The organism is Pseudarthrobacter sp. NamB4 (assembly GCF_005796185.1).
Lineage (GTDB): Bacteria > Actinomycetota > Actinomycetes > Actinomycetales > Micrococcaceae > Arthrobacter.
The window spans coordinates 23,283-47,589 of the sequence record NZ_VAHM01000003.1 but is presented as its reverse complement, the minus strand read 5'-3'; the positions used below and the strand labels follow the sequence as shown (position 1 = coordinate 47,589).

Here is a 24,307-nt window from a genome sequence, read left to right as displayed (position 1 = left end):
CTCTGGATGCCGTGGAAAAAACGCAGAGCATCCGGACCGCCATCATTGGTGCCGGCCCCCGGGGCACCAGCGTGCTGGAACGCCTGCTCGCCAACGCCGCGGCCCTGGGCGCAGGACGTTCAGGGTCCGTGCAGCTCCACGTCGACGTCATCGACCCCTATCCGGCCGGGCCGGGCCACGTGTGGCAGCCGCAGCAGTCCCGGCTGTACCTGATGAACACCCAGTCCTTTTATCCCACGCTGATTCCGCAGGACCCGTCCCTGGCCCCGCCGATTGCCGGTGCCACCTTCGACCAGTGGCGGGCGGTGCAGCAGCGCACTCCGCTGCCTTCGTTGACGGCAGACGAGCGGGCAGAGCTGGCGGTTTTGGAGTCCAGCGACTTCCCCAGCCGGGCCCTCTACGGCCGGTACCTCCGCTGCACGCTGGAGGAGCTGATGGAAAAGGCGCCCGACGGCGTCAGCATCGACTTCCACGAAACCACGGCCGAATCCGTACGTCCCGCAGCAGACGGCAGTTTCGACGTCGGCCTCGCCACCGGCACAACCCTGCGCGCCGACGCAGTGGTGCTGGCCCTCGGCCACATCCCGTCGAGGCTGAACCCGGAACAGCGGGAACTCCGGGCCTCGGCAGAACAGCTGGGTTTGCAGTACCTGCCGCCGGCCGTTCCGGCAGACGTTGACTGGTCTGCCATCCCGGCCGGTGAACCTGTACTGGTCCGCGGCATGGGCCTGAACTTTTTCGACACCATGGTGCAGCTCACGGAGGGCCGCGGCGGAAAGTTCGTCAGCACCGGCGGCCGCCTTGACTATGAACCGTCAGGCCAGGAGCCGCTCATCATAGCGGCGTCCCGGCGCGGCACCCCCTACCGGGCGAAGGCTGGGCTGGCAGGCTACTACCCGTCGTCGGTCAGGCTGCGCTACCTCACGGAAGCTGCGCTGGAGCGCTTCCGCACCGCCGGCATCCGGCCGGGTTTCGACCATGACCTGTGGCCCCTCCTGCACCGCGACACCCTCTGGGCCTATTACGGCACCCTGGTGCGTTCACAGCCCGGTGCGGTTCCGGACACGGCGGCCTTCCTCGCCGCGCTTGAGGATGCACTGCACCCGCATGCGCACAGTGCCGGCAAGTGGGAGGACAGCGTGGAGAGCGTGCTGGCCGTCCATGTCGGGCCCCGCCACCGGCTGGACCTGCCGGGACTGGCAGCGCCGCTGGCCGGGCGCTCGTTCGCCTCGCGCACGGAACTCGACGCCGCGGTGGTGGAGTACCTGCTAGACGATGCCCGACGTTCCGCGCTAGGCGAGGAAGATCCGGTGAAGATGGCCATCGGAGCCCTGCACCGCGGCCGGGCCGTCCTCAAAACGGCAGTGGCCGACGGCGGCATCACCGATGAGTCCTGGGTCGCTGGCCTGCGTGGCTGGTTCGAGTCCTTCGTTGAGGGCCTGGCCAGCGGACCGCCGGCGCTGCGCTCAGAACAACTGGCTGCGCTGGCACGCGCAGGAATTGTCAGTTTTGTGGGGCCGGATCCCAAATTCGCGGTGGACCGTAGAAACGCGGTTTTCACTGCATCGTCCCCATGGGTGGACGGGCCGCCGGTCACTGCGAGGACCATGGTGGAGGCGCTCGCCCCGGGCAACAGGGTTTCCGCAAACGATTCACCGGTCCTGGAGCGACTGCTCGCGGACGGTTTGGTCAGGTCCAAGCTCATGATGACGGCGGAGGGGGCTCCCGTGCAGTCCACCGGCCTGGACGTTCTGCCCCATCCGTACCGGCCGGTGGCAGCAAACGGCTCCGCCACGGAAAACCTTTACGTGCTGGGGCTGCAGCTCTCCTCCTCCCAGTGGGGGACGGCCATTGCTGCCGAAGCCGTGCAGCCGGGCCAGCCTGCCTACCGCAGCGGCCAGCGCACCCTGCGCGACGCGGACGAGATCGCCCAGGCGATCCTGGGGCTGTAACTGCCCGTCGGTGCCTGCTGCAGGCAGCCGGGCCCCGGCGCTCAGCCCATCAGCCGCGGAGGCAGGCCCTGTAGGCGGCCATGGCCTGGCCGTAGTTGCCCTGGCCAGGCGCATCAGCCGGCCGGGACGGCTTGACCGGCGGAGCGCAGGCCGGCTGCGCCGGTGTGTCCGCACCAACCAGCACCGCCATGGTGACCACGGTGCCGGATTCGGCAGCGGTGAGGACCAGGGTCCCCGTGCCTTCCGCTGCTCCGGCCGGGACCGCCAGGTTCACAGCGGCCGTGCCGGAGGTCACCGGAACTGTTCCCAGCTGCGTCACGGTACGCGCAGAGTCCGTGAACGTAGCCGAAAGGCTCCTGTTCACGGGGCTGCCAAGCGACGTCAGGTCCAGCTTGGAAACGGCCAACGTGATGGCTTCGCCCGGCTTCACCTCGCTGGGCGTGCTGTTGGTGACAGCCACAGAACGGCGGGCGAAGTCCGGAGACACCGGGCTGCTCTTCTGCAGGTACCCGATCCAGGCGTCCCGGTCCACCAGGCCCGAATCCCGGGTGTTGGTGCCTTCGGTGAAGACCCGGAAGTTGTCGCCACCGGTAGCCAGGAAGCTGAACGTGCCCACCCGGTAGGACCTGACCGGATCAAGCAGTTCACCGTTCACGCGCACCGATGTTATGCGGTCCCCGGCAGGCCGGGCGGCGTCGTACGTGTAGTTCACATTCTTCGACAGGCCCAGCTGGAGGTAGGCGCGGCTGGGAACCGTGCCGTCCGCGTTGGTCTGCCACTGCTGTTCCAGCAGGGCCTTGAACTGGGCGCCGGTCAAGGACGTGGTCCAGAGGTTGTTCACGAACGGCAGCACGGCGTTGGCCTCGGCGTAGGTGATGGTTCCGTCCGGGGCGTAGTACAGCTCGTTCCGCAGTCCGCCGGGGTTGACCACGCCGATCTCGGCGCCACCCAGCTCGGCCGGCTGCAGGGAGTCCAGCAGGGAATCAGCCACCAGGTTGCCCAGGGTGGACTCGCTGCCGCGGTCATCGCGCTTGGCAACACCCGCGGCGTCCGTGCTGAAGGCGGTGGTGATGTCCGCGGTGACGGCTCCCACCGGCTGGTTGCCGACGACGGCGGCGTCCGCGAGTGCCTTCTTCACGATTGCGTCGACGGCGGCAACGCGGGGGTAGGCAGCGATCAGGTCCGCGGCGGGGTCGGTGGTGCGCTTGACGTTGCCGGCCTTGTACGCAGTTACTTCCCTGGTGGCGGTGTCCACGGTCAGCTGGATCTGCCCAACGTTTTCACCGTAGTTCCCGGTCTGCACAATGGGCCGGGTTTTGCCCTCAACTCCCGGGACAGGGGCGTCCCACGCGTACTCCTTGTGGGTGTGGCCGGTGAAAATGGCGTCGACGTCGGCGGACGTTTCGGTGACCAGCTTGGAAAAAGCCCCGCCGGCTGCCACTTCCTCCGCCAAAGTGGAGCCTTCCACAGTTCCCGACCCGGCGCCGTCGTGGTTCTCCACAATGATGACGTCGGCGAGGTTCTCCGCCGTGATCTTCGCGGCGGCCCGGTTGATTGCCTCCACGGGGTCGCCGAACTCAAGGTCGGCAACCCCCGCGGGAGTTACCAGGGAGGGAACCTCCTGGGTGACGGTGCCGATCACGGCCACCTTGATGCCGTTCATCTCCAGCACGGTGAACTCGGGCAGGACCGGCTCGGTGGTGCCTTTGGCGTATACGTTCGCACCCAGGTAGGGGAACTTTGCGTTGGCACCACCGGCGATGACGCGGTCGCGCAGGTCGGCCCAGCCGCCGTCGAATTCGTGGTTGCCCACGGCCGAGGCCCGAAGCTCCAAAGCGTTCAGCACATCAATCGTGGGCTGGTCCTTTGCGACGGCGGAGGCAAACAGCGAGGCACCGATGTTGTCGCCGGCGGAGAGGAAGGCGGTGGCGCCGGGAGCGGCAGCCGCGCGGAGCTTCTCGATGGTGCCGGCGAACAGGACGGTGTTGGCGTCGATCCTGCCGTGGAAGTCGTTGATGCCCAGGAAGTTCAGGTCAACGGTGGCAAGTGCCGATTCCAGGTTCAGGCCCACAATGACGGGGTCGTGGTCGCTGGCGCGGTACTGGTCCGGTGCGTAGTAGTTGGTGACGCTGTTGTTGTAGCGGCTGTACTCAAGGGCCACGGACTCAACAGAATTGATGTTCCAGATGTCCGCCCCGGTGACTGCCGCATTGGCACCGGGGGAGGCGAGAATATGGTCCAGCGACCCGACCATTCCGCCGTAGAGGTACGAGTGCTTGGCGGTGCCGTCAGCATTGCGCGCTTTCTCGTCCTGGTTGACGTAGCCGGCAGACGTGAAGACGTTGATCGGGTCTTCCTTGCCGTACGCATTGAAGTCGCCGATCAAAAACACCTTGTCGGTGCTTTTGGACTCCTGCAGGGAGGTGGCGAAATCCAGCAGCGACTTGGCCTGTGCGGTGCGGGCGAGGTTGGAGGCGCCCTGGCCCTGGTCAGTGTCCTCCGGTGTGGCGGCAGAGCCCTTGGATTTGAAGTGGTTGGCGATGGCGATGAACTTGGTGCCGGCGCCGCCGCCCACGGGCTTGAAGACCTGGGCCAGCGGCTTGCGGGCATTGGAGAAGGCCTCGGTGTCGTTGTGGATGACCGACTCACCCACGGGCTCAGCAACAGCCTTTTTGTAAATGAAGGCGGTGCGGATCATGTCCTCATCGCTCAGCGGGGGCGCATTTGCCGGTGACCGGACGTAGTCCCAGATGCCCGGGGTCTCGGTGTTGAGTGCGTCAACCAGTTTGGCCAGGGCGTCGTCGCGGTTCTTCCCGAACTGTGCGGAGTTTTCAATCTCCATCAGGGTGACAACATCAGCTCCGGCTTTGGTGATCGCGGAGACGATCTTGTCCTGCTGCCGCTGGAAGTTCTCGGGGTTGGCCGCTCCGCGCGCATCGCAGCCACCGCGGACGGTGATCGGGTTGCCCTGGCGGTCCTCATGGAAGGTGCAGCCGGTCAACTGGTCGCCCGTGGTGGGGAAGTAGTTCAGCACGTTGAACGAGGCCAGCTTGAGGCTGCCCCCGACGGCTGCCGGAGCCTCAGGGCGGGTGGCTCCGAAGGATGCCGGCTGGACTGATGCCTTGTTGGCCTCGGTCAGGTGGGTCAACGGCTGGAGCTTCCAGGCGTTGTTGGCGTAGCCCAGCACCACGTTGGTGGTGAAGGTGACGGGGGAGCCCACCCTTACAGGGTCAGTGGTAGTCAGGTACGGCAGTACCTGGGCTTTCGTGGCGGCGTCCTTGAGGAAGTTGGTGCTGGCGCCGTCGTCGAGCTTGATGCCGCGGGCGGCATTTCCAGCTACGACGGCGGCGTGCTCAGTCGAGCCGTACGGCGCGACGGCGGTGGGCTGGACCAGGGGAGCGGTTCCGCCTGCCAGGCCGATCTCGCCGTACTGATTGAGGCTGTAGTTGTCCGAGACGGTTATGGCGCCCTGGGGAGCCAGCAGCATGCCTTCGAGGGATTCCCGGAAGGTCTCGTTGGCAGGCAGCGTGAAGGCGGTGGGCTTTACCTCGGGTGCTGCGTCGGCCAGTTTCGTGAGGGAGGCGGCCGCTGTGACGTTGAGCTGGGTCAGTCCGTAGTACTCGGCCACTGCGCCGGTCACCTGGACAAAGTCCCCCGGCTGGACCGCAGCCACAGTGGCGGGGGAGTAGACAAAGATGCCGTCCGACGCCGCATGGTTCGTGGCGGTGAGGTCACCGCCGGTGCCGGCGGTCTGCAGGTAGTAGCCGTTGAGGCCGCCCGTGGCGAAGACGGCGGTGACCTTGCCCGCGGTGGTTACCGTAGATCCGGCCAGGGGACTCGCGGTACCCGTGCCCTGGATCTCGGCGATGGTCCTGGTGGAGGGGGCGGGGGCAGGATCAGGCGTAGGGTCGGGTGTGGTGGTGCCGCCCGTGCCCGTAGGAGTGATGGACGCATTCAGGCTGAAGTCCGCAGCGTTGCTGTTGGTGTCGGCGCCTGCTGTGCGGTTAAGGCTCCTGACGTCGGTGTTGGAGGTTGGAGCCTGTGCCGCCAGTGCTTCGTATGTGTTGGAGGTGCCGTAACCGAGGAGATCAGCAACCCCGGCAGGCTCGATGACAGAACCGGCGGGGATTGTGAGGGCGGTGGGCTGCTTTGCAAGAAAAATCGTCCCGGTGGTGCCGGAAGGACTGAAACCGGTGGCCTGGAAGTCCGCGGCGGGAAGGTCAGGGGCGGTCGAAGCTGTGTTGTTGGTGCCGGCCTTGATGAGGAAGTACCCCTTGGCGGGGACCGTTCCCGTCAATGCCGCGACGCCGCTGGGCGCTGCGGTCCCGGTGGCGGAGCGGTACTGGACCGACCAGCCGTCCAGCGAGACCGGGGCGTCCGACGGGTTGTACAACTCCACGAACTTGTGCTTGTACGCGGCGCCGCTGCTGCCGCCGCTGAGGTAGGCCTCGTTGATGACGACGGGCGAAGTGCCTGCCGCGGGTGAGACCTCCGCGGCAGGATAGGCCGCTGCGGGAAGCGCTGCCGCGGGAGCTCCTGCGAGCCCCGCGGACAGCACTGTGCCCAGCGCTAATTTCCAAGGTTTCTGATGCATCCGCTCTTACTTTCATAGGGGTGTCCCGGTGGGGGACCCGATGGAAGGCGTCCGGGTTGTACCGACGGACAGGGGCCCGGAACCTGCTCCTGGTCAAGTGGTGTTCCGGCACATCTCAACAGCGCTGAATGAACGCAGGGTTGATAGCGCGTGCATTCGGCGGGACGCTCCCCAGCGGAACGGGCCGTCCACCGGTCCGGAGCCCCAGTAGCCCTGTGCCGGTGATGCTGTTGGCGGTGGCCGGCGCATCCCGAGTGCCGGCCATCACAAAGAATACCGGCCGGTAGCTTGTGGAGAAGGGGCGGGCCGGGAATTTTTTAAAGGAATCTATTTGCAGACCCGTGTGGGCCGGCCCGGTAAACGAAGGACCCCTGTGAGCCAGCATGCTGGCTCACAGGGGTCCTGTTCGCGGAAGGTAAGAGATTCGAACTCTTGGTACGGGGTCACCGCACACTAGTTTTCAAGACTAGCTCCTTCGGCCGCTCGGACAACCTTCCTCACCCAGTAGTGTTTCATAGGCACTTGCCTGCAACAAAACAGAGGCCGGCAGGTGTCCGGTGCACACTGGTTGCACGCAGTATTCAGTCAGAAACGGGAGTGTTGCATGAAAGCCGTCTACATTTCGGAGCCAGGCGGCCCGGAAGTGTTGGAGGTCCGCGAGGTGGAGACGCCGGTACCCGGTCCCGGCGAGGTCCTGATCGACGTCGTCGCAGCCGGCCTGAACCGTGCGGATGTGCAACAGCGCATGGGCTTTTACCCGCCCCCGCCGGGCGCACCGGAGATCCCCGGCCTTGAAGTATCAGGCCGGATTTCAGGCTTCGGGCCGGGCGTCACCAAGGCCTTCTCGCTGGGCGACAAAGTGGTGGCGCTGCTGGCCGGGGGCGGATACGCGCAGAAGGTTGCGGTTCCGGCTGAGCAGGTCCTGCGGGTGCCGGAGGGTGTTGACCTGGTGACCGCCGCCGCCCTCCCGGAGGTGGCGGCCACTGTCTACTCCAACCTGGTGATGACGGCACAGCTGCAGGCGGGGGAGACCGTCCTGATCCATGGGGCAACAGGCGGAATCGGCACCATGGCCATCCAGCTGGCCAAGGCGTTGGGTGCCAAGGTAGCCGCCACGGCCGGGTCCGATGAAAAGGTGAGCACGGCAAAAGCCTTCCTGGGTGCGGACATCGCCATCAACTATATGGAGGAAGACTTCCCTGAGAGCCTCCGCCGGCAAAACGGAGGCAAAGGGGCGGACGTGATCCTCGACGTCGTAGGCGCCAAGTACCTCGTACAGAATGTGGACGCCCTGGCTGACTATGGCCGGCTGGTGGTGATCGGCCTGCAGGGTGGCACCAAGGGCGAGCTTGATCTGGGACAGCTGCTGAAGAAGCGCGCCGCCGTGGTGGCCACTGCCTTGCGCCCGAGGCCGGTGGCGGAAAAGGGTGCCATCATGAACGCTGTCCGCGAGGCCGTATGGCCGCTGGTCAGCGACGGAAGGATCCGGCCGCTTGTAGCCAAGACCTTCCCGCTGGACCAGGTTCGGGCCGCCCACCGGTATTTCGACACCGGCGAGCACGTGGGCAAGATCCTGCTCCTTATGTGACGTTCGACGGGCGGGGATGCCTGGTATTGCCCCTGTCTGTTGCTCTGGGTTAGGGTCGGGCATACGCGGTATGCATTCGCCATGGGGGCTGTGCCGGGCCGTCAGTGCAAGGAGCGCCATGTCCATTCGCCACAGCCTCCTCGCCCTGCTTCAGGACCAGCCGCGCTACGGCTACCAGCTGCGGGTCGAGTTCGAGAACCGCACCGGGGCCACTTGGCCGCTGAACATAGGTCAGGTATATACAACCCTCGACCGGCTCGAACGTGACGCGCTGGTCAGGAAAGAGGGTGACGACGGCGGCGGCCACGTGGTCTACAGCATCACCGAAGCGGGCCGGGCCGAGGTGGGGAACTGGTTCACGGTGCCGGTGGAACGGAGCAGTCCGCCCCGGAACGAACTCGCCATTAAGCTGGCGCTCGCCGTCACGCTTCCAGGGGTGGACGTACAGGAGATCATCCAGGCCCAACGCGGGGCGTCACTCCGGGCCCTGCAGGAGTACACCAGGGCCCGCCGGGATGCCACCGCCGGCCAGAGGTCCGCAGACACAGCATGGCTGCTGGTCCTTGATTCGCTGATTTTCCAGACGGAAGCGGAGGTCCGGTGGCTGGATCTCTGTGAGGCCAGGATGGTCCAGCAGGCGCAGGGGAAATAGGCAACACAATTGGGTCTTTTTGATTGCCCCCATCAGGCCTACCGTGGGTTCAAAGCCGTCCGCCCGGGCGGCGGAACTCCCGGAGGAAGCACATGACATCGCACGTCGCCGACTGCAGCGTAACCAGCTGCTCCTTTAACGACCACACGAACTGCAACGCTGCCGCCATCACTGTGGGCGGCGCCGAAAACCACGCACACTGCGCCACGTTCATCGAGACCGGCATCCATGGCGGGCTGCCCAAGGTGCTGGCCGACGTCGGGGCCTGCCAGCGTTCCGAATGCGTCCACAACGACCACCTGATGTGCAAGGCGCCCGAGGTGCATGTCGGCCCAGGCGCAGACAACGCCGACTGCCTTACCTACTCACACGCATAAAAAGCAGCGGCATACCCTTCCTTTCCCAAGAGCACAGGCCTCCGACCGGACCCCGGACGGAGGCCTTCTCTGTCTCCGGGCAGTTCCGCCCCGGCGGCGCACACGTCATTCGTCGCCGCGACCCCTCCGTTCACCGCACGTCCCGGTTCCACCAGCCAAAACCCCTCTGGAATGGGAGTCCGGATAGGTAAGCTTGCTTAGCAAGGGGATTTGCACTCATCTCAAGGAGGAGACATGGCCGGAACGCCTGATCATCGGAATGGTTCATCCCGGAGGGAGGGTGCCGTGGCCACGGATCCGGCCCTTCCTCCTGCAGCCGTGGACGAGGGAGTCCGGGAGACTGAAGAGAAGAAGTGGACGCCGGGAAAGATCGCGCTCTGGGCAGCAATCGCGCTGCTGGGCGGCGTGGCCTGGTTCATGCTCGCGATCATCCGCGGTGAGACCGTGAACGCCATCTGGTTCGTGTTCGCCTCCGTCTGCACTTACCTGATTGGCTACCGCTTCTACTCCAAGGTGATCGAACGGTACATCACCAAACCCGATGACCGCCGCGCCACCCCAGCGGAGTACAAGGCCGACGGCAAGGACTACGTCCGGACGGACCGGAACGTCCTGTTCGGCCATCACTTCGCCGCCATCGCTGGCGCCGGCCCCCTGGTGGGTCCGGTGCTCGCCGCGCAGATGGGTTACCTGCCCGGCACGATCTGGATCATTATTGGCGTCGTCCTCGCTGGTGCCGTGCAGGACTACCTGGTGATGTTCTTCTCGATGCGGCGGGGCGGGCGTTCCCTGGGCCAGATGGCCCGCGAAGAGCTCGGCGTCGTCGGCGGCACCGCTGCCCTCATCGCCACCCTGCTGATCATGGTGATCATCGTCGCCATCCTCGCGCTCGTCGTCGTCAACGCCCTGGGTGAGAGCCCGTGGGGCGTCTTCTCCGTTGGGATGACCATCCCTATCGCCCTGTTTATGGGCGTCTACCTCCGCTACCTGCGGCCCGGCAAAGTCCTGGAAGTTTCGCTAATCGGCTTCGTGCTGCTGATGGCGGCCATCATCGGCGGCGGCATCGTGGCCGAAACCTCCTGGGGTGCGGACATCTTCACCCTGGACAGGGTAACCATCGCCTGGGGCATCATCATCTACGGCTTCATCGCAGCCATCCTGCCCGTGTGGCTGCTGCTGGCACCCCGAGACTACCTGTCCACCTTCATGAAGATCGGTGTGATCGTGATGCTCGCGGTGGCCATCATTGCGGTCCGCCCCGAGATCAATGTCCCGGCCTTCAGCGAGTTCGCCAGCAGGGAGAACGGTCCCGTCTTCCCGGGTGCCCTGTTCCCGTTCCTGTTCGTCACCATCGCCTGCGGCGCCCTGTCCGGCTTCCATGCCCTGATCTCGTCAGGTACCACACCGAAGCTGGTGGAGAAGGAACGCCAGACCCGTTTCATCGGCTACGGCGGAATGCTGATGGAGTCCTTTGTGGCCATCATGGCTTTGGTTGCTGCAATCTCCATCGACCGCGGCCTCTACTTCGCCATGAACTCGCCCGCAGCGCTGACCGGTGGAACGGTGGAAACCGCGGCCACCTGGGTGAACAGCCTGGGCCTGACCGGGGTGAACATCAGCCCGGACCTGCTGTCCCAGACAGCAGCCAACGTTGGCGAGGAAAGCATCGTCTCCCGCACCGGCGGCGCACCCACGCTTGCCCTGGGCCTGGCCCACATCATGCAGCAGTTCATCGGCGGCACCGCCATGATGGCGTTCTGGTACCACTTCGCCATCATGTTCGAAGCCCTTTTCATCCTCACGGCAGTGGACGCCGGCACCCGCGTTGCCCGGTTCATGCTGCAGGACTCCATCGGCAACTTCATCCCCAAGTTCAAGGAGCACTCCTGGCGGCCGGGAGCCTGGCTCTGCACCGCGATCATGGTCGGGGCTTGGGGCGCCGTGCTGCTGATGGGCGTCACCGATCCGCTGGGCGGTATCAACACCCTGTTCCCGTTGTTCGGCATCGCCAACCAGCTGCTCGCGGCCATTGCCCTCTCCGTCTGCCTGGCCATCGTGGCCAAGCGCGGCACGTTCAAGTACCTGTGGATTGTGGCACTGCCGCTGACGTTCGCCGCCGTGGTCACCATCACTGCGAGCTACCAGAAGATCTTCTCGCCCACCCCGGCGGTGGGTTACTTCGCCAACAACGCGGCCTTCAGCAAGGCTCTGGCAGAGGGCAAGACCGAGTTCGGCTCCGCAAAGACGGTCACCGCCATGGAGGCAGTAGTCCGCAACACCGCCATCCAGGGCTGGCTGTCCGTCATCTTCGTGGTCCTGAGCATTATTGTGATCGCGACGGCGGTGCTCGCCACGGTCAAGGCGTTCCGTAACAGGGTGGCCGGCATCGAAGTGCAGGACAACGAGGATCCGGCCCGGCCGTCACGGGTCTTCGCCCCTGCCGGACTGATTCCGACTCCCGCCGAGCGCCAGCTCCTGGCGGAATGGGAGAAGGTCCCGGCTGAGCTCCGGTTCGAGCGGGCAGGGCACCACTGATGAGCGCCGGACTTGCAGCGGTGTCCAGCGGGTTCAAAGGCTTCGCGCGGTACCTGGGCGGCGTCATGGGCGCGGACGCCTACGCCAAGTACCTGGAGCACCACCGCCTGGCCGGGCACCAGGATCCGCCGCTCAGTGAGCGGGAGTTCTGGCGCGACCGGAGTGACCGGCAGGACAGCAACCCGCAGGGCCGGTGCTGCTGATTGAGCCCGCAGCGTACAAGCGTGTCCGCTGGGTTCCTGGGTGGACCCTCGACGGATCGCTCATGAGAGTATGAACCCATGAGCGATCCGAAAGACACCCAGGCATCTGAGGACCTCCCCGTGGAAGGTACCCCCGTCGACGACCGCCAGGCGTCCATTCCGGCGCAGCCGGCCCAGCAGAATGGTGCCAAGAAGGGCAGCCACCTCCAGGACCTGGTGGACGAGCCAGCCAAGGTGATGCGGATCGGCACCATGATCCGGCAGCTCCTTGAGGAAGTGAAGTCCGCCCCACTGGATGACGCGGCCCGGGAACGGCTTGCCGAAATCCACGAGCGTTCCATCAAGGAGCTCGAAGACGGGCTCGCTCCCGAACTGGTCGAGGAACTGGCCCGGATCAGCCTTCCCTTTTCCGACGAGGCCACACCGTCCGATGCGGAGCTCCGCATCGCGCAGGCGCAGCTGGTGGGCTGGCTCGAGGGCCTTTTCCACGGCATCCAGACAGCCATCGCGGCCCAGCACGCAGCCCGTGAGCATGCCGCTGCACAGCTGCAGCTCCGCCAGCTGCCGCCCGGCACCATGATTGCGCCAGGTGTGGTCATGGGGGAGAACGGTGAGCCGCAGCGTGCCGCCGCCGGCCCCCGCCCCGGTGCTCCAGCACAGCAGGGCCGGCGTGATGATCACGACCATGGTCCTGGGCAGTACTTGTAGGGTGCGCTTGGGCTTTTTCAGCGCCGCCAGGCAGGGGCGCAAGGATGACGCGGAAATGGGAAAGGGGCTGTGGCGCCGCGCCCATGACCGCTTCCACCGGGGACTGGACCGGTTCCACCAAGTGCTGGAAGGCGTAGAAGACGACCAGCTGTATGACGAACTGGTGGAGATCGCCAACGACCTTGCCGTCCTTCTCGAACGGGTGAGGGCCGTTTGCGTGGAAGCGCAGCGTCGCTCGCCCAGCGAGGGCCTGGACATCCCGGTTGCACTGTCCGCCGTGCACCGCGCACTGTCCAAAGCCGGAAACTCGCTCGCCACTACGGCTGAAGCTGCTGCCATGTTGCGGCTTGCCGTAGGTCCTGTGCCGGTGGGGGCGGCATCGGTCAGGCGCCGTGCGGAGGCGGTTTTCCAGCAGGTGGCCGAGGCCGAGCGGCGCCTCCATGAGGAAGCTTCCTAGCTGCCCTTCCGGAAATTCCCAGTTAAGCGCGTGGCTTAGTCAGGCCCAAAACAGGCTGTAACTGGTGTTGGGTTTGGCAGGATGATGGAATGACTCTTTCACCTACCCTGACTTTCAACGACGGAAACACGATCCCCCAGCTTGGCTACGGCGTGTGGCAGGTCGAGGACGATGTAGCGGAGAAGGTAGTCCGCCAGGCCTTTGAAGCGGGCTTCCGTCACATTGACACCGCGAAGATCTACGGCAACGAAGCAGGCGTGGGCCGCGCCATTGCCAGTTCCGGCCTCTCACCGGAACAGATTTTCATTACCACCAAGCTCTGGAACTCTGACCAGGGCTACGACTCCACGCTGTCCGCCTTCGAGGAATCGATGGACCGGCTTGGGCTGGAAACGCTGGACCTCTACCTGATCCACTGGATGCAGCCGAAGCAGGACAAGTACGTCGATACCTGGAAGGCCCTCATCGAGCTGCAGAAGCGCGGCCGGGTGAAATCTATTGGTGTTTCCAACTTCACTGTGGAAGGCCTGCAGCGCCTCATTGATGAAACCGGTGTGGTTCCCGCGATCCACCAAATCGAGCTGCACCCTTACTTCAGCCAGCGCGAGCTGCGCGACTTTGGTGCGTCGAAGGGCATCCTGACTCAGGCCTGGTCGCCGCTGGGTCAGGGCGGGGAGCTTCTGGAGGATGAAACCGTGGCACGTATTGCCGCCAAACACCAGGCGACCCCCGCGCAGGTGGTCATCGCCTGGCACCTCGCCATCGGCAACGTGGTCATCCCCAAGTCCGTCACCGAGTCCCGGATCCGCGAGAACTTCGCGGCCCTGGACGTCACCCTGGAAGATGAGGACGTCGACGCCATCAACGCACTGGACCGGACCGCCAGCGGCGAAGGGCGCATCGGGGCGGACCCCGCAGTCTCCGACTTCGCCTAGCCGGTGAAGGCCGCTCCATTCTGAGCGTCAGCCTGCTGCCCGCCCTGCCTGCGCCTACAGGCAGGGCGGCCTGCTTTAAGGGCCTTAGCCACCCCGGCAGTTTGCGAAGACGTCAGGCAGCAGTGCGGATCTGTTCTACCGCCACCGCGTCAATCACAGCCCAGTTATCTTCATGGGCACAGTGCCGGCTGGCGAAGCGTTCTGCTTCCACCAGGGTGTCGAAGATCTCGGCCCGGGCACGGCCGCAGTCGGCGTCGAAGTACGTGACGTGAAATTCCTGAACCAGTTGGTTTTCCATGAATCCAGTCTGCAACCGGGGTCGGACATTTCTTGGAATCACGCCAGCGTGTTGCTGTGAGACGTAGACCCAGTTGGAAAAACCGGCCGTTGTCAGAGACAAGCAGCAGAATCACCCTTCCTCCGCGTGCCGGGCCGAATCCCACTATGCTCGGAATATGGCGGTTCGAATTTTTCCCGGTGATCCGACCAAGGCCATCAACCAGGAACTTGCTCAGCGGCGCGGGTGGATCCTAACGGTCGCTGTTGGATTCGCCGTGCAGATCCTCAGCATCGTTATCGGTTTGAAGACAGTGGGGCCGCTTTGCGGCAGCCCGCTGCTCCCGCAAAGTCGGGCTGCTGAAATCTCAGACTTGCAGCAGCGGACCACAGGGCTGGCGGCGGAGTGCTACCGCAGCATCGATGCCGCTTCAGTCCCTGTCTGGATCCTCATGGCATTGGGAATCGGCCTGGTCCTGACAGGAGTTGCCGTCAGGATAATCGGTATCCGCCGGTCTCTTAACCGCACGAGGAAGCTCACGGAGGCCGAAGAGGACTAGGCTGCGGCTGTCGGAGGACGTCCTGACTCCGGTGTTGCGCAAAGTGATGGTTACCGCTCCCTCACCAGCGGAAGTACTTCGCAGGGCCTACGTCTCACGGTCGCGCAGGCGGAGGACCCGTTCCTCCGCCAGCACTGCAGTCCGCCTGGCCTTCTCCGCCGCGCGCACGGACTGTTTTGCTTCCGCCTCCACGGCAGCCAGCGATTTCCGCGACCGGTCCAGCTGCTGTTCTGCGGCCTTGAGTCGGGCCCGCAGGTCAACCGTTTCCTGGAGGAGTTCCGCCACTTCCGTGCGCGTCTCGTCCGCCTTATCCTGCAGCTCCTGGGCCGTGCGTGCCGCCTCAGCCTCTGCCTCTTGAGCTTCAGCCAAGGCGGCTCTTGCCCTTTCGAGCGCCGGCGGTGACGCTGGCCGCGGAGTTTGCCGGACAGCCTCAAGCCGGGGCTTCGTTGCCGCGGGCGGGGAGGTGCGCTCCGTCGTCGTACCCTGCTTCTTGTCCGGCGCTGATGCCCGCGCCTTCGCGGGCGGAGGGACCAGGCGGGGCGGAGCCGTGTGTGTTGGCAGTGCGCCGGGAACGGCCACTGCCCCCTCCAGGTCCGCTGCGCTGACGCCGTCCGCTGAGAGGGTTTTCAGGAGGCGTCCGCTCCGGACTGCAGCAGCCGCCCCTTCATCCGCTGTGAGCGCCTTGAGGGTTTCCTCCACGTCTGCGGCCATGGCCTCGCTCATGGTCCTGCCGCGTTCCTCAACGACGGACCGGGCCGTGTCGACGGCGGCTGAAAGCTGGGTGCGCCGCTCACGTCCCAGCTCCCGGAGGGCCGCGGCATCGAGTGCGGCTTGCGCGTCGCGCATTCGGGATCCGAGGTCCGCGAGCCCGCCGAGGACGTCCGGCTGATGCAGGGCGAGCATGTTCACTGCCCACGCGGCCACCGATGGCTTGGGCAGCCCCTTGACGGCAGCGGCCAGCTCTCTGTCCTGCCCCGCAGCTTCCTTTGCTGCAGCGGTCCTTGCCGCTATGAATTCTTCAAGGGACGCGGCGTAAAGCCCGTTCGCGATGTGTGCCAGGGCTTGCTGATCCATGTTCGCCATCTTAGGCGGGTGTTCCGACAGGATCCGGTGAACGGGCGGCGGGCCGCCGTTCCGGTGACGGCGAACATTCGTCCATGCCTCGGACCCTAGCACCGGTGCATGACAAAACCATGACGTGCGCCGGGGGTAACGTTTTGGCCCAGCATCCATATGCCCGGGGTCCGTCCCGGCGACAGCACCAGCCCGGCGGACGGGAGCTATGAGGTGGAATCAGTGTCCCGTTTTGCCGGTTCATGCCCGGCGACGGCGGCGCGGACGTCACCCTCTTCGTGCCCGCTCTTCCTCTTGCCGAACGGCAGCACCTTGAGCAACGGGCCTACAACAGACAGGATGAGCAGGCCCCACACGAGCCCGATGACAGCGGAGCACAGCGTGTTCACGAGCCAGGCCAGGATGCCGCCCAACACCGGGATACCGGCGACAGGAGCCTCAAGGGCATGGACGAGGTCATATGGTCCGTGCCAGCCGAGGTCGTAGGCTCCCTGCAGCATGATGTGGCCGCCGACCCACAGCATGGCTACTGTGCCGACGAGGGTTATTGCTCCGAGCACCGCCGGCATTCCCTTGACGAGCGTCTCGCCGACGCGCTGGGACCTGGGGGAGTCCTTGGCGGCCAGGTGCATCCCTACGTCGTCCATCTTGACGATGAGCGCGACCGCTCCGTAGACCAGCACCGTGATCACGAGAGCCACGACGACCAGGATGAGCGCCCGGGCCCACAGCGACTCAGCAGCCACCTCGTTCATCGAGATCACCATGATCTCGCACGAGAGGATGAAGTCAGTGGTGATGGCGCCCTTAATGACCTTGGCCTCAGCGTTCGGGCCGCGTTCGACCGCCGGTGCATCCTCGTCCGCGGTGTGGTGGCCGCGGAGCTTGTGCCAGACCTTCTCGGCACCCTCGTAGCAGAGGTAGGTGCCCCCTAGCATCAGGATGAACGGGATGGCCCCCGGGACGAAGGCGGTGATGAGCAGCAGAGCCGGGAGGATGATCAGCAGCTTGTTCCGGAGCGAGCCCCAGAAAATCCGCTTGATCATCGGCAGTTCACGGGACGGGTCCGCTCCGGACACGTACTGCGGGGTCACCGCGGCGTCGTCGATTACAACGCCGGCGGCCTTTGCCCCTGCCTTCGCGGCACCGGCGGCGACATCGTCCACCGAGGCGGCTGCAATGCGGGCCAGGGCTGCGACGTCGTCCAGCAGGGCAACGAGACCGCCGCTCACAGCTCGCTCCCGCACTGCTCGGCGACGGACTTGTGGGCGGGGAGTCCTCGCTTGAGGCGCGTAATCGGCATGCTCACGATTATACGAGCCGCGCTCCCGCAGGACGCGGCGGCGGAGGGCAAGCCGGGCGTGACATGCGCGGGGTTAACCAGCGAAAAACCCCTAGAACCCTTGAGTTCTAGGGGTTTATCCCGAGCTTCCTATCAGAATCGAACTGATGACCTTTTCATTACGAGTGAAACGCTCTACCGACTGAGCTAAGGAAGCACCGCATGAATCTCCGGCAGAACCGGGCGCTTCATGCAAGAGTCAACTGTAATAGAGTCCCCGCGCCCGGGTCAAAATGGCGTGCGGGCCAAGGGCTGAGGCGTTCAGCACACCGTATCGTCGGCCGGAACCTGGCCGCTCACCAGGTAGGCGTCAACGGCATCCTCAATGCAGCTGTTGGACCTGCCGTAGGCGGTGTGGCCTTCGCCTTCCCACGTCATGAGGACCGCATTGCTCAACTGCTTGCGAAGGGAGGACGCCCACTCCACAGGCGTCGCCGGATCGCCGGTGGTGCCAATCACCACAATGGGGGACTCGCCGTCGTACTCGACGGGGGCAGGTGTGCGCACGCTTTCGTAGGGCCAGTCGAGGCAGTTGGTCCCGCCGTAGGCAAAGAAATAGCCGAACGTGGGGGAATCCTGCATCAGGCGCTGCTGTTCGGCGCGCATTGCTGCAGTCTCGGACTCCATGGGGTAATCGAGGCAGTTGATGGCGTTGAAGGCGAACGTCGAATTGGACGTGTACGTCCCGTTCGACGAGCGGTCGGCGCCCAGGTCCGCCAGCCGCAGCACGAGGCTCACGTCCCCTGTCATCGCCGCTTCAAGGGCCTGCGTCAGTGCGGGCCAGCTCTGGTCGTTGTATAGCGGAGTGATGAGTCCGCTCACGAACATGGTGGCGTTGACCACCCGCCCGTCCTTCGCCGTGCGCGGGGTCTGCTGGACGGCGGCAATCAGGTCGCGGATCTGCTGCATCCCGGAATCCACGTCACCGCTGAGCGGGCACCCGTCCTGGCCCTGGCAGCTGGCGACGTAGGCGCGGAGGGCTTTTTCGAAGGCCCGGGCCTGGCCGCTGGTCAGCTCTTCGTTGCTGATGGAGGGGTCGAGGGCCCCGTCCAGCACCATCCGCCCCACATTCTCCGGGAACAGCGAAGCGTAGGTGGAGCCCAGGAACGTGCCGTAGGAGTAGCCTAGATAGTTCAGCTTTGCGTCGTTTACGACGGCGCGAAGGATATCCAGGTCCTTCGCGGAGCTCTCGGTATCGATGTGTGCCAGCACGGACCCTGTCTGCTCCGCGCACTGCGCAGCGATGGCCTTGTTGTCCGCCAGGGCGGTGGCCAGGCCCGCGTCCGTTTCGAGGTTGTAGGTCTTGGCCCGGGCTGCATCACGTTCCGCGTCTGTCAGGCAGGTGACCGGTGCGGAGCGTTTGACGCCCCGGGGGTCGAAGCCCACCACGTCATAGGCCTCACGCACGGCCTGGGAAAGATGTGTTCCGGCCGCATCCTTGACGAAGTCGTAGCCGGAGGCGCCCGGACCGCCCGGGTTCACCAGCAGGCTGCCGTTCTTCTTGCCCGTGCTTGAAGCCCTCAGCGCGGCAATCTGGATGGTCTCACCCCCGGGGTTGTCATAGTCCATGGGCACTGTTATCTTGGCGCACTGGAACTCGTTCTCACAGGGCTCCCAGACCACTTCCTGCGAGTAGAACTCCTCAAGTCCGTCGGGTGCAGCCGCGACGATCGATGGGTCAGCCTTGGCTGTGGCCGCCTCCTGGTTGCGGTCGTTGCCACCGTTCAGGAGGCTGCAGGAGCCCAGAACCATGGCCAGAACCATGGCCCCGAAGGCTCGGAGACCGATTGCCGCAGTTCTCGGGCGTGCGGGCAGGGGGCGGGCAGTCATCGGGTCTCCTTGAAGGGCTAGATCAGGCTGGCTGCCATGGACTCAATGGTCAACAGCGGTGCAACGTTGGTGGTGGTGATGCGTTCACGGGCTTTGTTGATGGCATCCATCCGGGCAAGAGTGGACTCGGGAGTGGAGCGGCCGGCGAACTCCTCCAATTCACTCCTCAGCTCAACGTTTACGAGGTCCACGGCATTCCCGAGCTGGATAATCAGCACATCCCGGTAGAAGGACAGAAGGTCCGTCAGTGTCCGGTCCAGGGAATCGGTGATGGACCGCTTTGCACGGCGCTTCTGGTCTTCCTCAAGCTGCTTGACCTGGCTGCGCATGGACGGGGGAAGCGTCCCGGACTCCGGCGCGCCGAGGGTGGCCAGCAGTGCTGCCTTTTCCGCAGCGTCCCGTTCCTCGTTGGAACTGTTGGCCTCGGCGGTGGCGATCTTCACGAGCTTGTCAGCCATCATCACGGCCGCCGTGACGCCCCGCAGGCCGAGCGGGAACCGTACCGTCTCCAGCCGGCGTTCCCTGGCTGCCGGGTCGCGGGCAAGCCGCCGGGCGATTCCCACGTGGCTTTGCGCTGCGCGGGCTGCGCGCTCTGCAAGGGCCGGCTCCACGCCGTCGCGCATAACCAGCAGGGCGGCAACGTCGGCGGCAGGCGGCAGCCGCAACGCGACGCTGCGGCAGCGCGACCGGATGGTTACCAGGACGTCGGCCGGGGATGGCGCGCAAAGCATCCATACTGTCCGGGGCGTCGGCTCTTCGATGGCTTTGAGGAGCACGTTGGTGGTGCGCTCGGCCATGCGGTCAGCGTCCTCCACCACGATGATGCGCCACCGTGCGGCCGAGGGCCGGTTTCCGGCGGTGGCCACCAGCTCCCGGGCTTCGTCGATGGTGATGGTGACCTTTTCGGTCCGGACGAATGTGACGTCCGAGTGCGTCTCACCCAGGATGGTCCTGCACGCGTCGCAATGCCCGCAGCCACGGAGGCTGACATCGTCCTGGTCGCAGTTCAATGCCGCAGCAAACGCCTTGGCCGCGTTGGAACGCCCCGAACCGGGCGGACCGGTGAAAAGCCAGGCATGGGTCAGCCCTTCCCCGCTCGAGGCCTGCCGCAGCTGTTCGACGACGGCGGGTTGCCCTTGCAGGTCATCCCACACCGTCATAAGCCGCCGCCGATCGCCGGAACCTGGCTCACGGAAGCGTCCGCCGCGTCCTGCTGCGAAGCCAGCAGGCTCTCAACCCGCTCAAGAATCCGGGCGGACAGTTCGCTGACGGAAAGATGTGCGGGAAGCACCAGGTACGACTCGGGACGCCTGCGTGCCAGTTCGCGGAATGCATCCCGGATCCGGATGTGGAACTCGTCAGCTTCAGACTCCAGCCGGTCCTCCGCCGCGTGACCGGCCGTCCGGCGGCGGCGTCCCATGGCAGGATCCACGTCCAGCAGGACCGTCAGGTGGGGCTGCAGGCCGGAGGTAGCCCACTCGTTCAAGGACCGCACGGCGTCCTGACCGAGGGCCCGGCCGGCACCCTGGTAGGCAACTGATGAATCAATGTACCGGTCTGTCAGGACGACCTCGCCGCGGTCCAGCGCGGGCCGGATCACCTGGGTTGCATGTGCGGCACGGGATGCGGCAAAAATAAGCGCTTCAGTGTGGGCGTCGATGTGGCCGTGGCCGTGGTCGAGGACCAGGGAGCGCAGTTTTTCGCCGATGGGCGTTCCGCCCGGCTCGCGCGTCCGCAGGACAGTCAGGCCCCGTGCTTCAAGGGCTTCGGCGAGCCGCGCAGCCTGGGTGGACTTGCCCGCACCGTCGCCACCCTCAAACGCGATGAAAAGACCGGCCCTTTGTTTGCTCACTGCATAAGCCTACCGACCTCCACCGTCAATCGCAGAGCGGGTCTGCCCCATGTGGACAGCATCGGTAACGGTTTTCGAGGGTCATCCGGTCGAACAGTAGGCTTTCCTGCATGAGTCTTTCCGAACAGCAGGCGGCAGCCCTGTCAGCAGAAACGGTGGTGGTCGCGGCGGGGCGTCCGCCGCGGGAGAGGGACCAGCCGGTCAACCCGCCCGTCGTCCTCTCCTCCACCTACTTCGGGACGGGCTCTCTCGATACCGGTGACCGTGGCTACGGGCGGTACTCCAACCCCACCTGGGATCCCTTCGAAGAGGCAATCGGACAGCTGGAAGGCGCCGAACTTCCAGGCCTCCTCTACGCCTCCGGCCTCGCAGCAGTCAGCTCCGCCCTGTCCCTGGTCCCCGCCGGGGGAGTGCTGGTGATGCCCACGCACAGCTATTCGGGCACGCTGGTGATGGCCTCCGAGCTGGCGCAGAAGGAATTCGTCGAACTGCGAACCGTGGACATCACCGACACGGATGCCGTCAAGGCCGCCATGGCGCCGAACGGCCCTGACGCCCGTGCTGCCTCCATGCTGTGGCTTGAGAGCCCTACCAATCCGATGCTCGGCATCGCCGACGTCCAGGCACTGACCACCGCGGCGCACGCCGTCGGCGCCATCGTCGTCACCGACAACACCTTCTCCACACCTCTGGTGCAGCAGCCCCTGGCCCTGGGGTCCGACGTCGTCCTGCACTCGGTGACGAAGTACCTGGCCGGCCATTCCGACGTCGTCCTGGGCGCCCTGGTGACGTCCAACCCGGATATCCGCTCGGCCCTGCTGCATAACCGGACCATCCACGGCGGGATAGCCGGACCGTTCGAAGCGTGGCTTGCGCTGCGCGGACTGCGGACCCTGGCACTGCGGATAGAGCGCTCCCAGGCATCTGCTCTGGTCCTGGCGGACCGGCTGGGCAGCCATCCCAGTATCGAGTCCATCCGGTTCCCCGGCCTGCCTGCGGATCCGGGCCATGAGCGGGCAAAGGCCCAAATGAAGGGCTTCGGCTCGATCATCTGCGTCCAAGTGGCCCCCGTAGCGGGATCGAGCGGCGCTGACGCGGCTGACCAGCTGGTCCGCGCACTTGACCTTTGGCTGCCCGCAACGTCACTGGGCGGGGTTGAGTCCCTCATTGAACGCCGACGGCGGCACGCGGCTGAACCAGCCAGTGTCCCGGAGAATCTGGTCCGCCTGAGCGTCGGCGTGGAAAACGTTGAGGACCTTTGGTCCGATTTGGAGCAGGCGCTGGACACGCTGGGCGGATAGGCTGGGCTTGTGGACAGCGAAATGATAATCCGGCCTGTAGAGCAGGCAGTGTTCTTTACCCTTGCCCTGGTTGCGCTGGGCCTTGAACTCTGGGCCCTGGTGGACTGCGCGCGGCACCGGGCCAACGCGTTCGAGGCAACCGGCAAAAGGACCAAGGGCTTTTGGCTGGCGCTGACCGGTGGCGCCGCCCTGGTCGGTGTCTTTTCGTTTCTCGGCGGCGGAGGCGGCTTCTTCAGTACCCTCGGCCTGTTCGGGCTTGCGGCCGTCGTGGCCGCTTCCGTGTACCTGGCCGACGTGCGTCCCGCGGTCAAGGATGCCGGCCGCGGGGGCAGCCGCAACACGGGACCTTACGGCCCCTGGTGAGTTAGTGCGGCTGTGGTGCCACCGAGTCCCAGTCCACGGTGAGCTCGCCAAGCCGCCATCGTGAAGGCCCGTCCTGGACCGGCCAGCCGGCGTCCCGGAGGTTGCGGCACATACCCTGCCAACGCTGCCTGTTGCCGAAGGACGCCAGCGGTGCGCACTCCAGCCACGCCCGGTCCATAGCCTGCATGAGTGCGTGCACCCGTTCACCAGGGACGTTGCGATGGATCAGTGCCTTGGGCAGTCTTTCGGCAACGTCCGAGGGCAATTGGAAACTGCCGAACCGCACGGAGATGGTGAACGAGAGCGGCCGGTCGGCGTCCAGTGCCACCCACGTGACACGCCGCCCGATTTCGTCGCAGGTGCCGTCGATGAACAGGCCGCCGGGAGGCAGCCGGTCCTGCACCAGCCGCCAGATCCCGGCCACGTCCGCTTCCTCGTACTGCCGGAGAACGTTGAAAGCGCGCACCAGGACGGGCAGCCCGGGCACGGGAAGTTCGAAGCCGCCCACGAGAAAGTTCAGCCCGGCGCGCTGCAGGGGAAGAGCGGCACGGACCCGTTCCGGCTCAATCTCCACCCCGTAGACCTTCACTTCGGGGCGGACTTCGCAGAGCCGTTCATAGAGCTCGACGGCGGTGGCGGGCGAGGCGCCGTAGCCAAGGTCCACCACTACAGGGTCGGCAGCATCCCGGAGCCGCCAAGCCTGCGGTCCTGCCAGCCAGCGGTCCACCCGCCGCATCCGGTTGGGGTTGGTGGTGCCGCGGGTGATGTTGCCAACCGGCCTGCCCTGCTTCCCGGGGAGGTTCCTGCCGCTAATCTGCGGGGACGCCACCCGTTCAGCCTTTTGCACCACCGCCCAACCTTATCGCTTCGTTTCGACCCCGGCTGACGCCGCTTGTAACGCTGGGCGGGCGGCGCGGGCGCTCGGCTAGGATGAAATTCATGACTTACAAGCTGATTCTGCTGCGCCATGGCCACAGCGAATGGAACGCCAAGAACCTGTTCACCGGCTGGGTGGACGTTGACCTCAACGACCAGGGCCGCCAGGAAGCAGCACGGGGCGGAGAGCTCCTGGTTGAGAACAATGTTCTCCCGGACATCCTCTACACGTCCCTGCTGAAGCGGGCCATCAACACGGCGAACATCGCACTGGACAAGGCCGACCGCGGCTGGATCCCGGTAAAGCGCGACTGGCGCCTGAACGAACGCCACTACGGCGCATTGCAGGGCAAGGACAAGGCCCAGACCCTCGCCGAATACGGTGAAGAGCAGTTCATGGAGTGGCGCCGTTCCTACGACACCCCGCCGCCGCCGCTGGATGACGACTCCGAGTTCTCCCAGGCGCACGACCCCCGCTACGCAGACCTCGGTGACGCCCTGCCGCGCACCGAGTGCCTCAAGGACGTGCTGGTCCGGCTGCTGCCGTACTGGGAGTCGGACATTAAGGAAGACCTCAAAGCCGGCAAGACCGTCCTGGTCACGGCCCACGGCAACTCACTGCGCGCACTGGTCAAGCACCTGGACGGCATCAGCGACGAAGCCATCGCCGGCCTCAACATCCCCACCGGTATCCCGCTCGTGTACGAGCTGGACGAGAATTTCCAGCCCATCAAGCCCGGCGGCACCTACCTCGATCCGGACGCCGCCGAACAGGCCATCCTGGCCGTCGCCAACCAGGGCAAAAAGTAGGACGAACTCCGGAAACAACGAC

21 protein-coding genes and 2 tRNA genes are annotated in these 24,307 nt (G+C 65.5%); 13 read left to right on the top strand and 10 right to left on the bottom strand.

The annotated features are described in order from the left end of the window. Positions 1-11: 11 nt before the first annotated feature. Complete coding sequence (locus FDW81_RS03200; protein WP_138132701.1) at positions 12-1,952, top strand: FAD/NAD(P)-binding domain-containing protein; 1,941 nt, start codon at positions 12-14, stop codon at positions 1,950-1,952. A 49-nt stretch (positions 1,953-2,001) separates the two neighbouring features. Here the strand turns inward: FDW81_RS03200 and FDW81_RS03195 are convergent, their stop codons facing one another. Beyond that, positions 2,002-6,546: an ExeM/NucH family extracellular endonuclease gene (locus tag FDW81_RS03195; protein WP_138132699.1), complete on the bottom strand. Its 4,545-nt coding sequence runs from the start codon at positions 6,544-6,546 to the stop codon at positions 2,002-2,004. 409 nt (positions 6,547-6,955) lie between these two features. Further along, positions 6,956-7,043: transfer RNA gene (locus FDW81_RS03190), tRNA-Ser, on the bottom strand. 107 nt (positions 7,044-7,150) lie between these two features. Here FDW81_RS03190 and FDW81_RS03185 point away from each other — a divergent pair. From FDW81_RS03185 to FDW81_RS03150, 8 genes are all read left to right on the top strand, one after another. Continuing rightward, the gene (locus tag FDW81_RS03185) at positions 7,151-8,134 is read left to right on the top strand and encodes an NAD(P)H-quinone oxidoreductase (protein WP_138132697.1); all 984 of its coding nucleotides are present in this window, start codon (positions 7,151-7,153) and stop codon (positions 8,132-8,134) included. Positions 8,135-8,252: 118 nt separating this feature from the next. Continuing rightward, positions 8,253-8,786 (top strand): PadR family transcriptional regulator, encoded by a 534-nt coding sequence (locus FDW81_RS03180; RefSeq protein ID WP_138132695.1) that lies wholly within the window; start codon positions 8,253-8,255, stop codon positions 8,784-8,786. 92 nt (positions 8,787-8,878) lie between these two features. After that, on the top strand, positions 8,879-9,163 hold the full coding sequence (locus FDW81_RS03175; RefSeq protein WP_138132693.1) for a DUF1540 domain-containing protein: 285 nt from the start codon (positions 8,879-8,881) through the stop codon (positions 9,161-9,163). A 234-nt stretch (positions 9,164-9,397) separates the two neighbouring features. Continuing rightward, the gene (locus tag FDW81_RS03170; RefSeq protein WP_138132691.1) at positions 9,398-11,698 is read left to right on the top strand and encodes a carbon starvation CstA family protein; all 2,301 of its coding nucleotides are present in this window, start codon (positions 9,398-9,400) and stop codon (positions 11,696-11,698) included. Next, positions 11,698-11,901, top strand: a complete 204-nt coding sequence (locus tag FDW81_RS03165; protein WP_138132689.1) for a YbdD/YjiX family protein — start codon at positions 11,698-11,700, stop codon at positions 11,899-11,901. Before FDW81_RS03170 ends, FDW81_RS03165 begins: the two co-directional genes overlap by 1 nt. A gap of 78 nt (positions 11,902-11,979) precedes the next feature. Then, the gene (locus FDW81_RS03160; protein ID WP_138132687.1) at positions 11,980-12,609 is read left to right on the top strand and encodes a bacterial proteasome activator family protein; all 630 of its coding nucleotides are present in this window, start codon (positions 11,980-11,982) and stop codon (positions 12,607-12,609) included. A gap of 7 nt (positions 12,610-12,616) precedes the next feature. Further along, positions 12,617-13,066 carry a hypothetical protein gene (locus FDW81_RS03155; RefSeq protein ID WP_138132685.1) on the top strand — a complete coding sequence of 150 codons (450 nt, stop codon included), beginning with the start codon at positions 12,617-12,619 and terminating at the stop codon, positions 13,064-13,066. 89 nt (positions 13,067-13,155) lie between these two features. Then, the gene (locus FDW81_RS03150) at positions 13,156-14,001 is read left to right on the top strand and encodes an aldo/keto reductase (RefSeq protein ID WP_138132683.1); all 846 of its coding nucleotides are present in this window, start codon (positions 13,156-13,158) and stop codon (positions 13,999-14,001) included. A 112-nt stretch (positions 14,002-14,113) separates the two neighbouring features. Here the strand turns inward: FDW81_RS03150 and FDW81_RS03145 are convergent, their stop codons facing one another. Beyond that, positions 14,114-14,299, bottom strand: a complete 186-nt coding sequence (locus tag FDW81_RS03145; protein WP_138132681.1) for a hypothetical protein — start codon at positions 14,297-14,299, stop codon at positions 14,114-14,116. Positions 14,300-14,456: 157 nt separating this feature from the next. Here FDW81_RS03145 and FDW81_RS03140 point away from each other — a divergent pair, with 157 nt between their 5' ends. After that, positions 14,457-14,837 carry a hypothetical protein gene (locus FDW81_RS03140; RefSeq protein ID WP_138132679.1) on the top strand — a complete coding sequence of 127 codons (381 nt, stop codon included), beginning with the start codon at positions 14,457-14,459 and terminating at the stop codon, positions 14,835-14,837. Between the two features lie 87 nt (positions 14,838-14,924). Here the strand turns inward: FDW81_RS03140 and FDW81_RS03135 are convergent, their stop codons facing one another. The 6 genes from FDW81_RS03135 to tmk form a co-directional block, all read right to left on the bottom strand. Further along, on the bottom strand, positions 14,925-15,911 hold the full coding sequence (locus FDW81_RS03135; protein ID WP_138132677.1) for a hypothetical protein: 987 nt from the start codon (positions 15,909-15,911) through the stop codon (positions 14,925-14,927). Positions 15,912-16,117: 206 nt separating this feature from the next. Continuing rightward, entirely contained in the window at positions 16,118-17,143 is a 1,026-nt protein-coding gene (locus FDW81_RS03130) for a DUF808 domain-containing protein (RefSeq protein ID WP_138132676.1), read from the bottom strand. A gap of 194 nt (positions 17,144-17,337) precedes the next feature. Continuing rightward, positions 17,338-17,410: transfer RNA gene (locus FDW81_RS03125), tRNA-Thr, on the bottom strand. A gap of 104 nt (positions 17,411-17,514) precedes the next feature. After that, complete coding sequence (locus FDW81_RS03120) at positions 17,515-19,083, bottom strand: alpha/beta hydrolase (RefSeq protein WP_138132674.1); 1,569 nt, start codon at positions 19,081-19,083, stop codon at positions 17,515-17,517. A gap of 17 nt (positions 19,084-19,100) precedes the next feature. Then, a complete protein-coding gene (locus FDW81_RS03115; protein ID WP_138132672.1) occupies positions 19,101-20,243 on the bottom strand; it encodes a DNA polymerase III subunit delta' in 1,143 nt (380 codons plus the stop codon). Then, positions 20,240-20,935, bottom strand: a complete 696-nt coding sequence (gene tmk, locus FDW81_RS03110; protein WP_138132670.1) for a dTMP kinase — start codon at positions 20,933-20,935, stop codon at positions 20,240-20,242. Before tmk ends, FDW81_RS03115 begins: the two co-directional genes overlap by 4 nt. A 110-nt stretch (positions 20,936-21,045) precedes the next feature. Between tmk and FDW81_RS03105 the strand changes: the two genes are divergently transcribed. Together FDW81_RS03105 and FDW81_RS03100 are read left to right on the top strand one after the other, a co-directional pair. Then, on the top strand, positions 21,046-22,236 hold the full coding sequence (locus FDW81_RS03105; protein WP_138132668.1) for a PLP-dependent aspartate aminotransferase family protein: 1,191 nt from the start codon (positions 21,046-21,048) through the stop codon (positions 22,234-22,236). Between the two features lie 9 nt (positions 22,237-22,245). Next, entirely contained in the window at positions 22,246-22,599 is a 354-nt protein-coding gene (locus FDW81_RS03100) for a DUF2516 family protein (RefSeq protein ID WP_138132666.1), read from the top strand. Between the two features lies 1 nt (position 22,600). On the opposite strand, the gene FDW81_RS03095 is transcribed toward FDW81_RS03100, so the two are convergent. Next, entirely contained in the window at positions 22,601-23,449 is an 849-nt protein-coding gene (locus tag FDW81_RS03095; protein ID WP_171027093.1) for a class I SAM-dependent methyltransferase, read from the bottom strand. 89 nt (positions 23,450-23,538) lie between these two features. Between FDW81_RS03095 and FDW81_RS03090 the strand changes: the two genes are divergently transcribed. Then, the gene (locus tag FDW81_RS03090) at positions 23,539-24,285 is read left to right on the top strand and encodes a phosphoglyceromutase (protein ID WP_138132664.1); all 747 of its coding nucleotides are present in this window, start codon (positions 23,539-23,541) and stop codon (positions 24,283-24,285) included. The last annotated feature ends 22 nt before the right edge of the window (positions 24,286-24,307 follow it).

Excerpts from the sequence above, each read along its gene's own strand:
- FDW81_RS03195 (WP_138132699.1), bottom strand. The coding sequence starts at position 6,546 with ATGCATCAGAAACCTTGGAAATTAGCGCTGGGCACAGTGCTGTCCGCG.
- FDW81_RS03185 (WP_138132697.1), top strand. The coding sequence starts at position 7,151 with ATGAAAGCCGTCTACATTTCGGAGCCAGGCGGCCCGGAAGTGTTGGAG.
- FDW81_RS03180 (WP_138132695.1), top strand. The coding sequence starts at position 8,253 with ATGTCCATTCGCCACAGCCTCCTCGCCCTGCTTCAGGACCAGCCGCGC.
- FDW81_RS03175 (WP_138132693.1), top strand. The coding sequence starts at position 8,879 with ATGACATCGCACGTCGCCGACTGCAGCGTAACCAGCTGCTCCTTTAAC.
- FDW81_RS03170 (WP_138132691.1), top strand. The coding sequence starts at position 9,398 with ATGGCCGGAACGCCTGATCATCGGAATGGTTCATCCCGGAGGGAGGGT.
- FDW81_RS03165 (WP_138132689.1), top strand. The coding sequence starts at position 11,698 with ATGAGCGCCGGACTTGCAGCGGTGTCCAGCGGGTTCAAAGGCTTCGCG.
- FDW81_RS03160 (WP_138132687.1), top strand. The coding sequence starts at position 11,980 with ATGAGCGATCCGAAAGACACCCAGGCATCTGAGGACCTCCCCGTGGAA.
- FDW81_RS03150 (WP_138132683.1), top strand. The coding sequence starts at position 13,156 with ATGACTCTTTCACCTACCCTGACTTTCAACGACGGAAACACGATCCCC.
- FDW81_RS03145 (WP_138132681.1), bottom strand. The coding sequence starts at position 14,299 with ATGGAAAACCAACTGGTTCAGGAATTTCACGTCACGTACTTCGACGCC.
- FDW81_RS03140 (WP_138132679.1), top strand. The coding sequence starts at position 14,457 with ATGGCGGTTCGAATTTTTCCCGGTGATCCGACCAAGGCCATCAACCAG.
- FDW81_RS03135 (WP_138132677.1), bottom strand. The coding sequence starts at position 15,911 with ATGGATCAGCAAGCCCTGGCACACATCGCGAACGGGCTTTACGCCGCG.
- FDW81_RS03120 (WP_138132674.1), bottom strand. The coding sequence starts at position 19,083 with ATGACTGCCCGCCCCCTGCCCGCACGCCCGAGAACTGCGGCAATCGGT.
- FDW81_RS03115 (WP_138132672.1), bottom strand. The coding sequence starts at position 20,243 with ATGACGGTGTGGGATGACCTGCAAGGGCAACCCGCCGTCGTCGAACAG.
- FDW81_RS03105 (WP_138132668.1), top strand. The coding sequence starts at position 21,046 with ATGAGTCTTTCCGAACAGCAGGCGGCAGCCCTGTCAGCAGAAACGGTG.
- FDW81_RS03090 (WP_138132664.1), top strand. The coding sequence starts at position 23,539 with ATGACTTACAAGCTGATTCTGCTGCGCCATGGCCACAGCGAATGGAAC.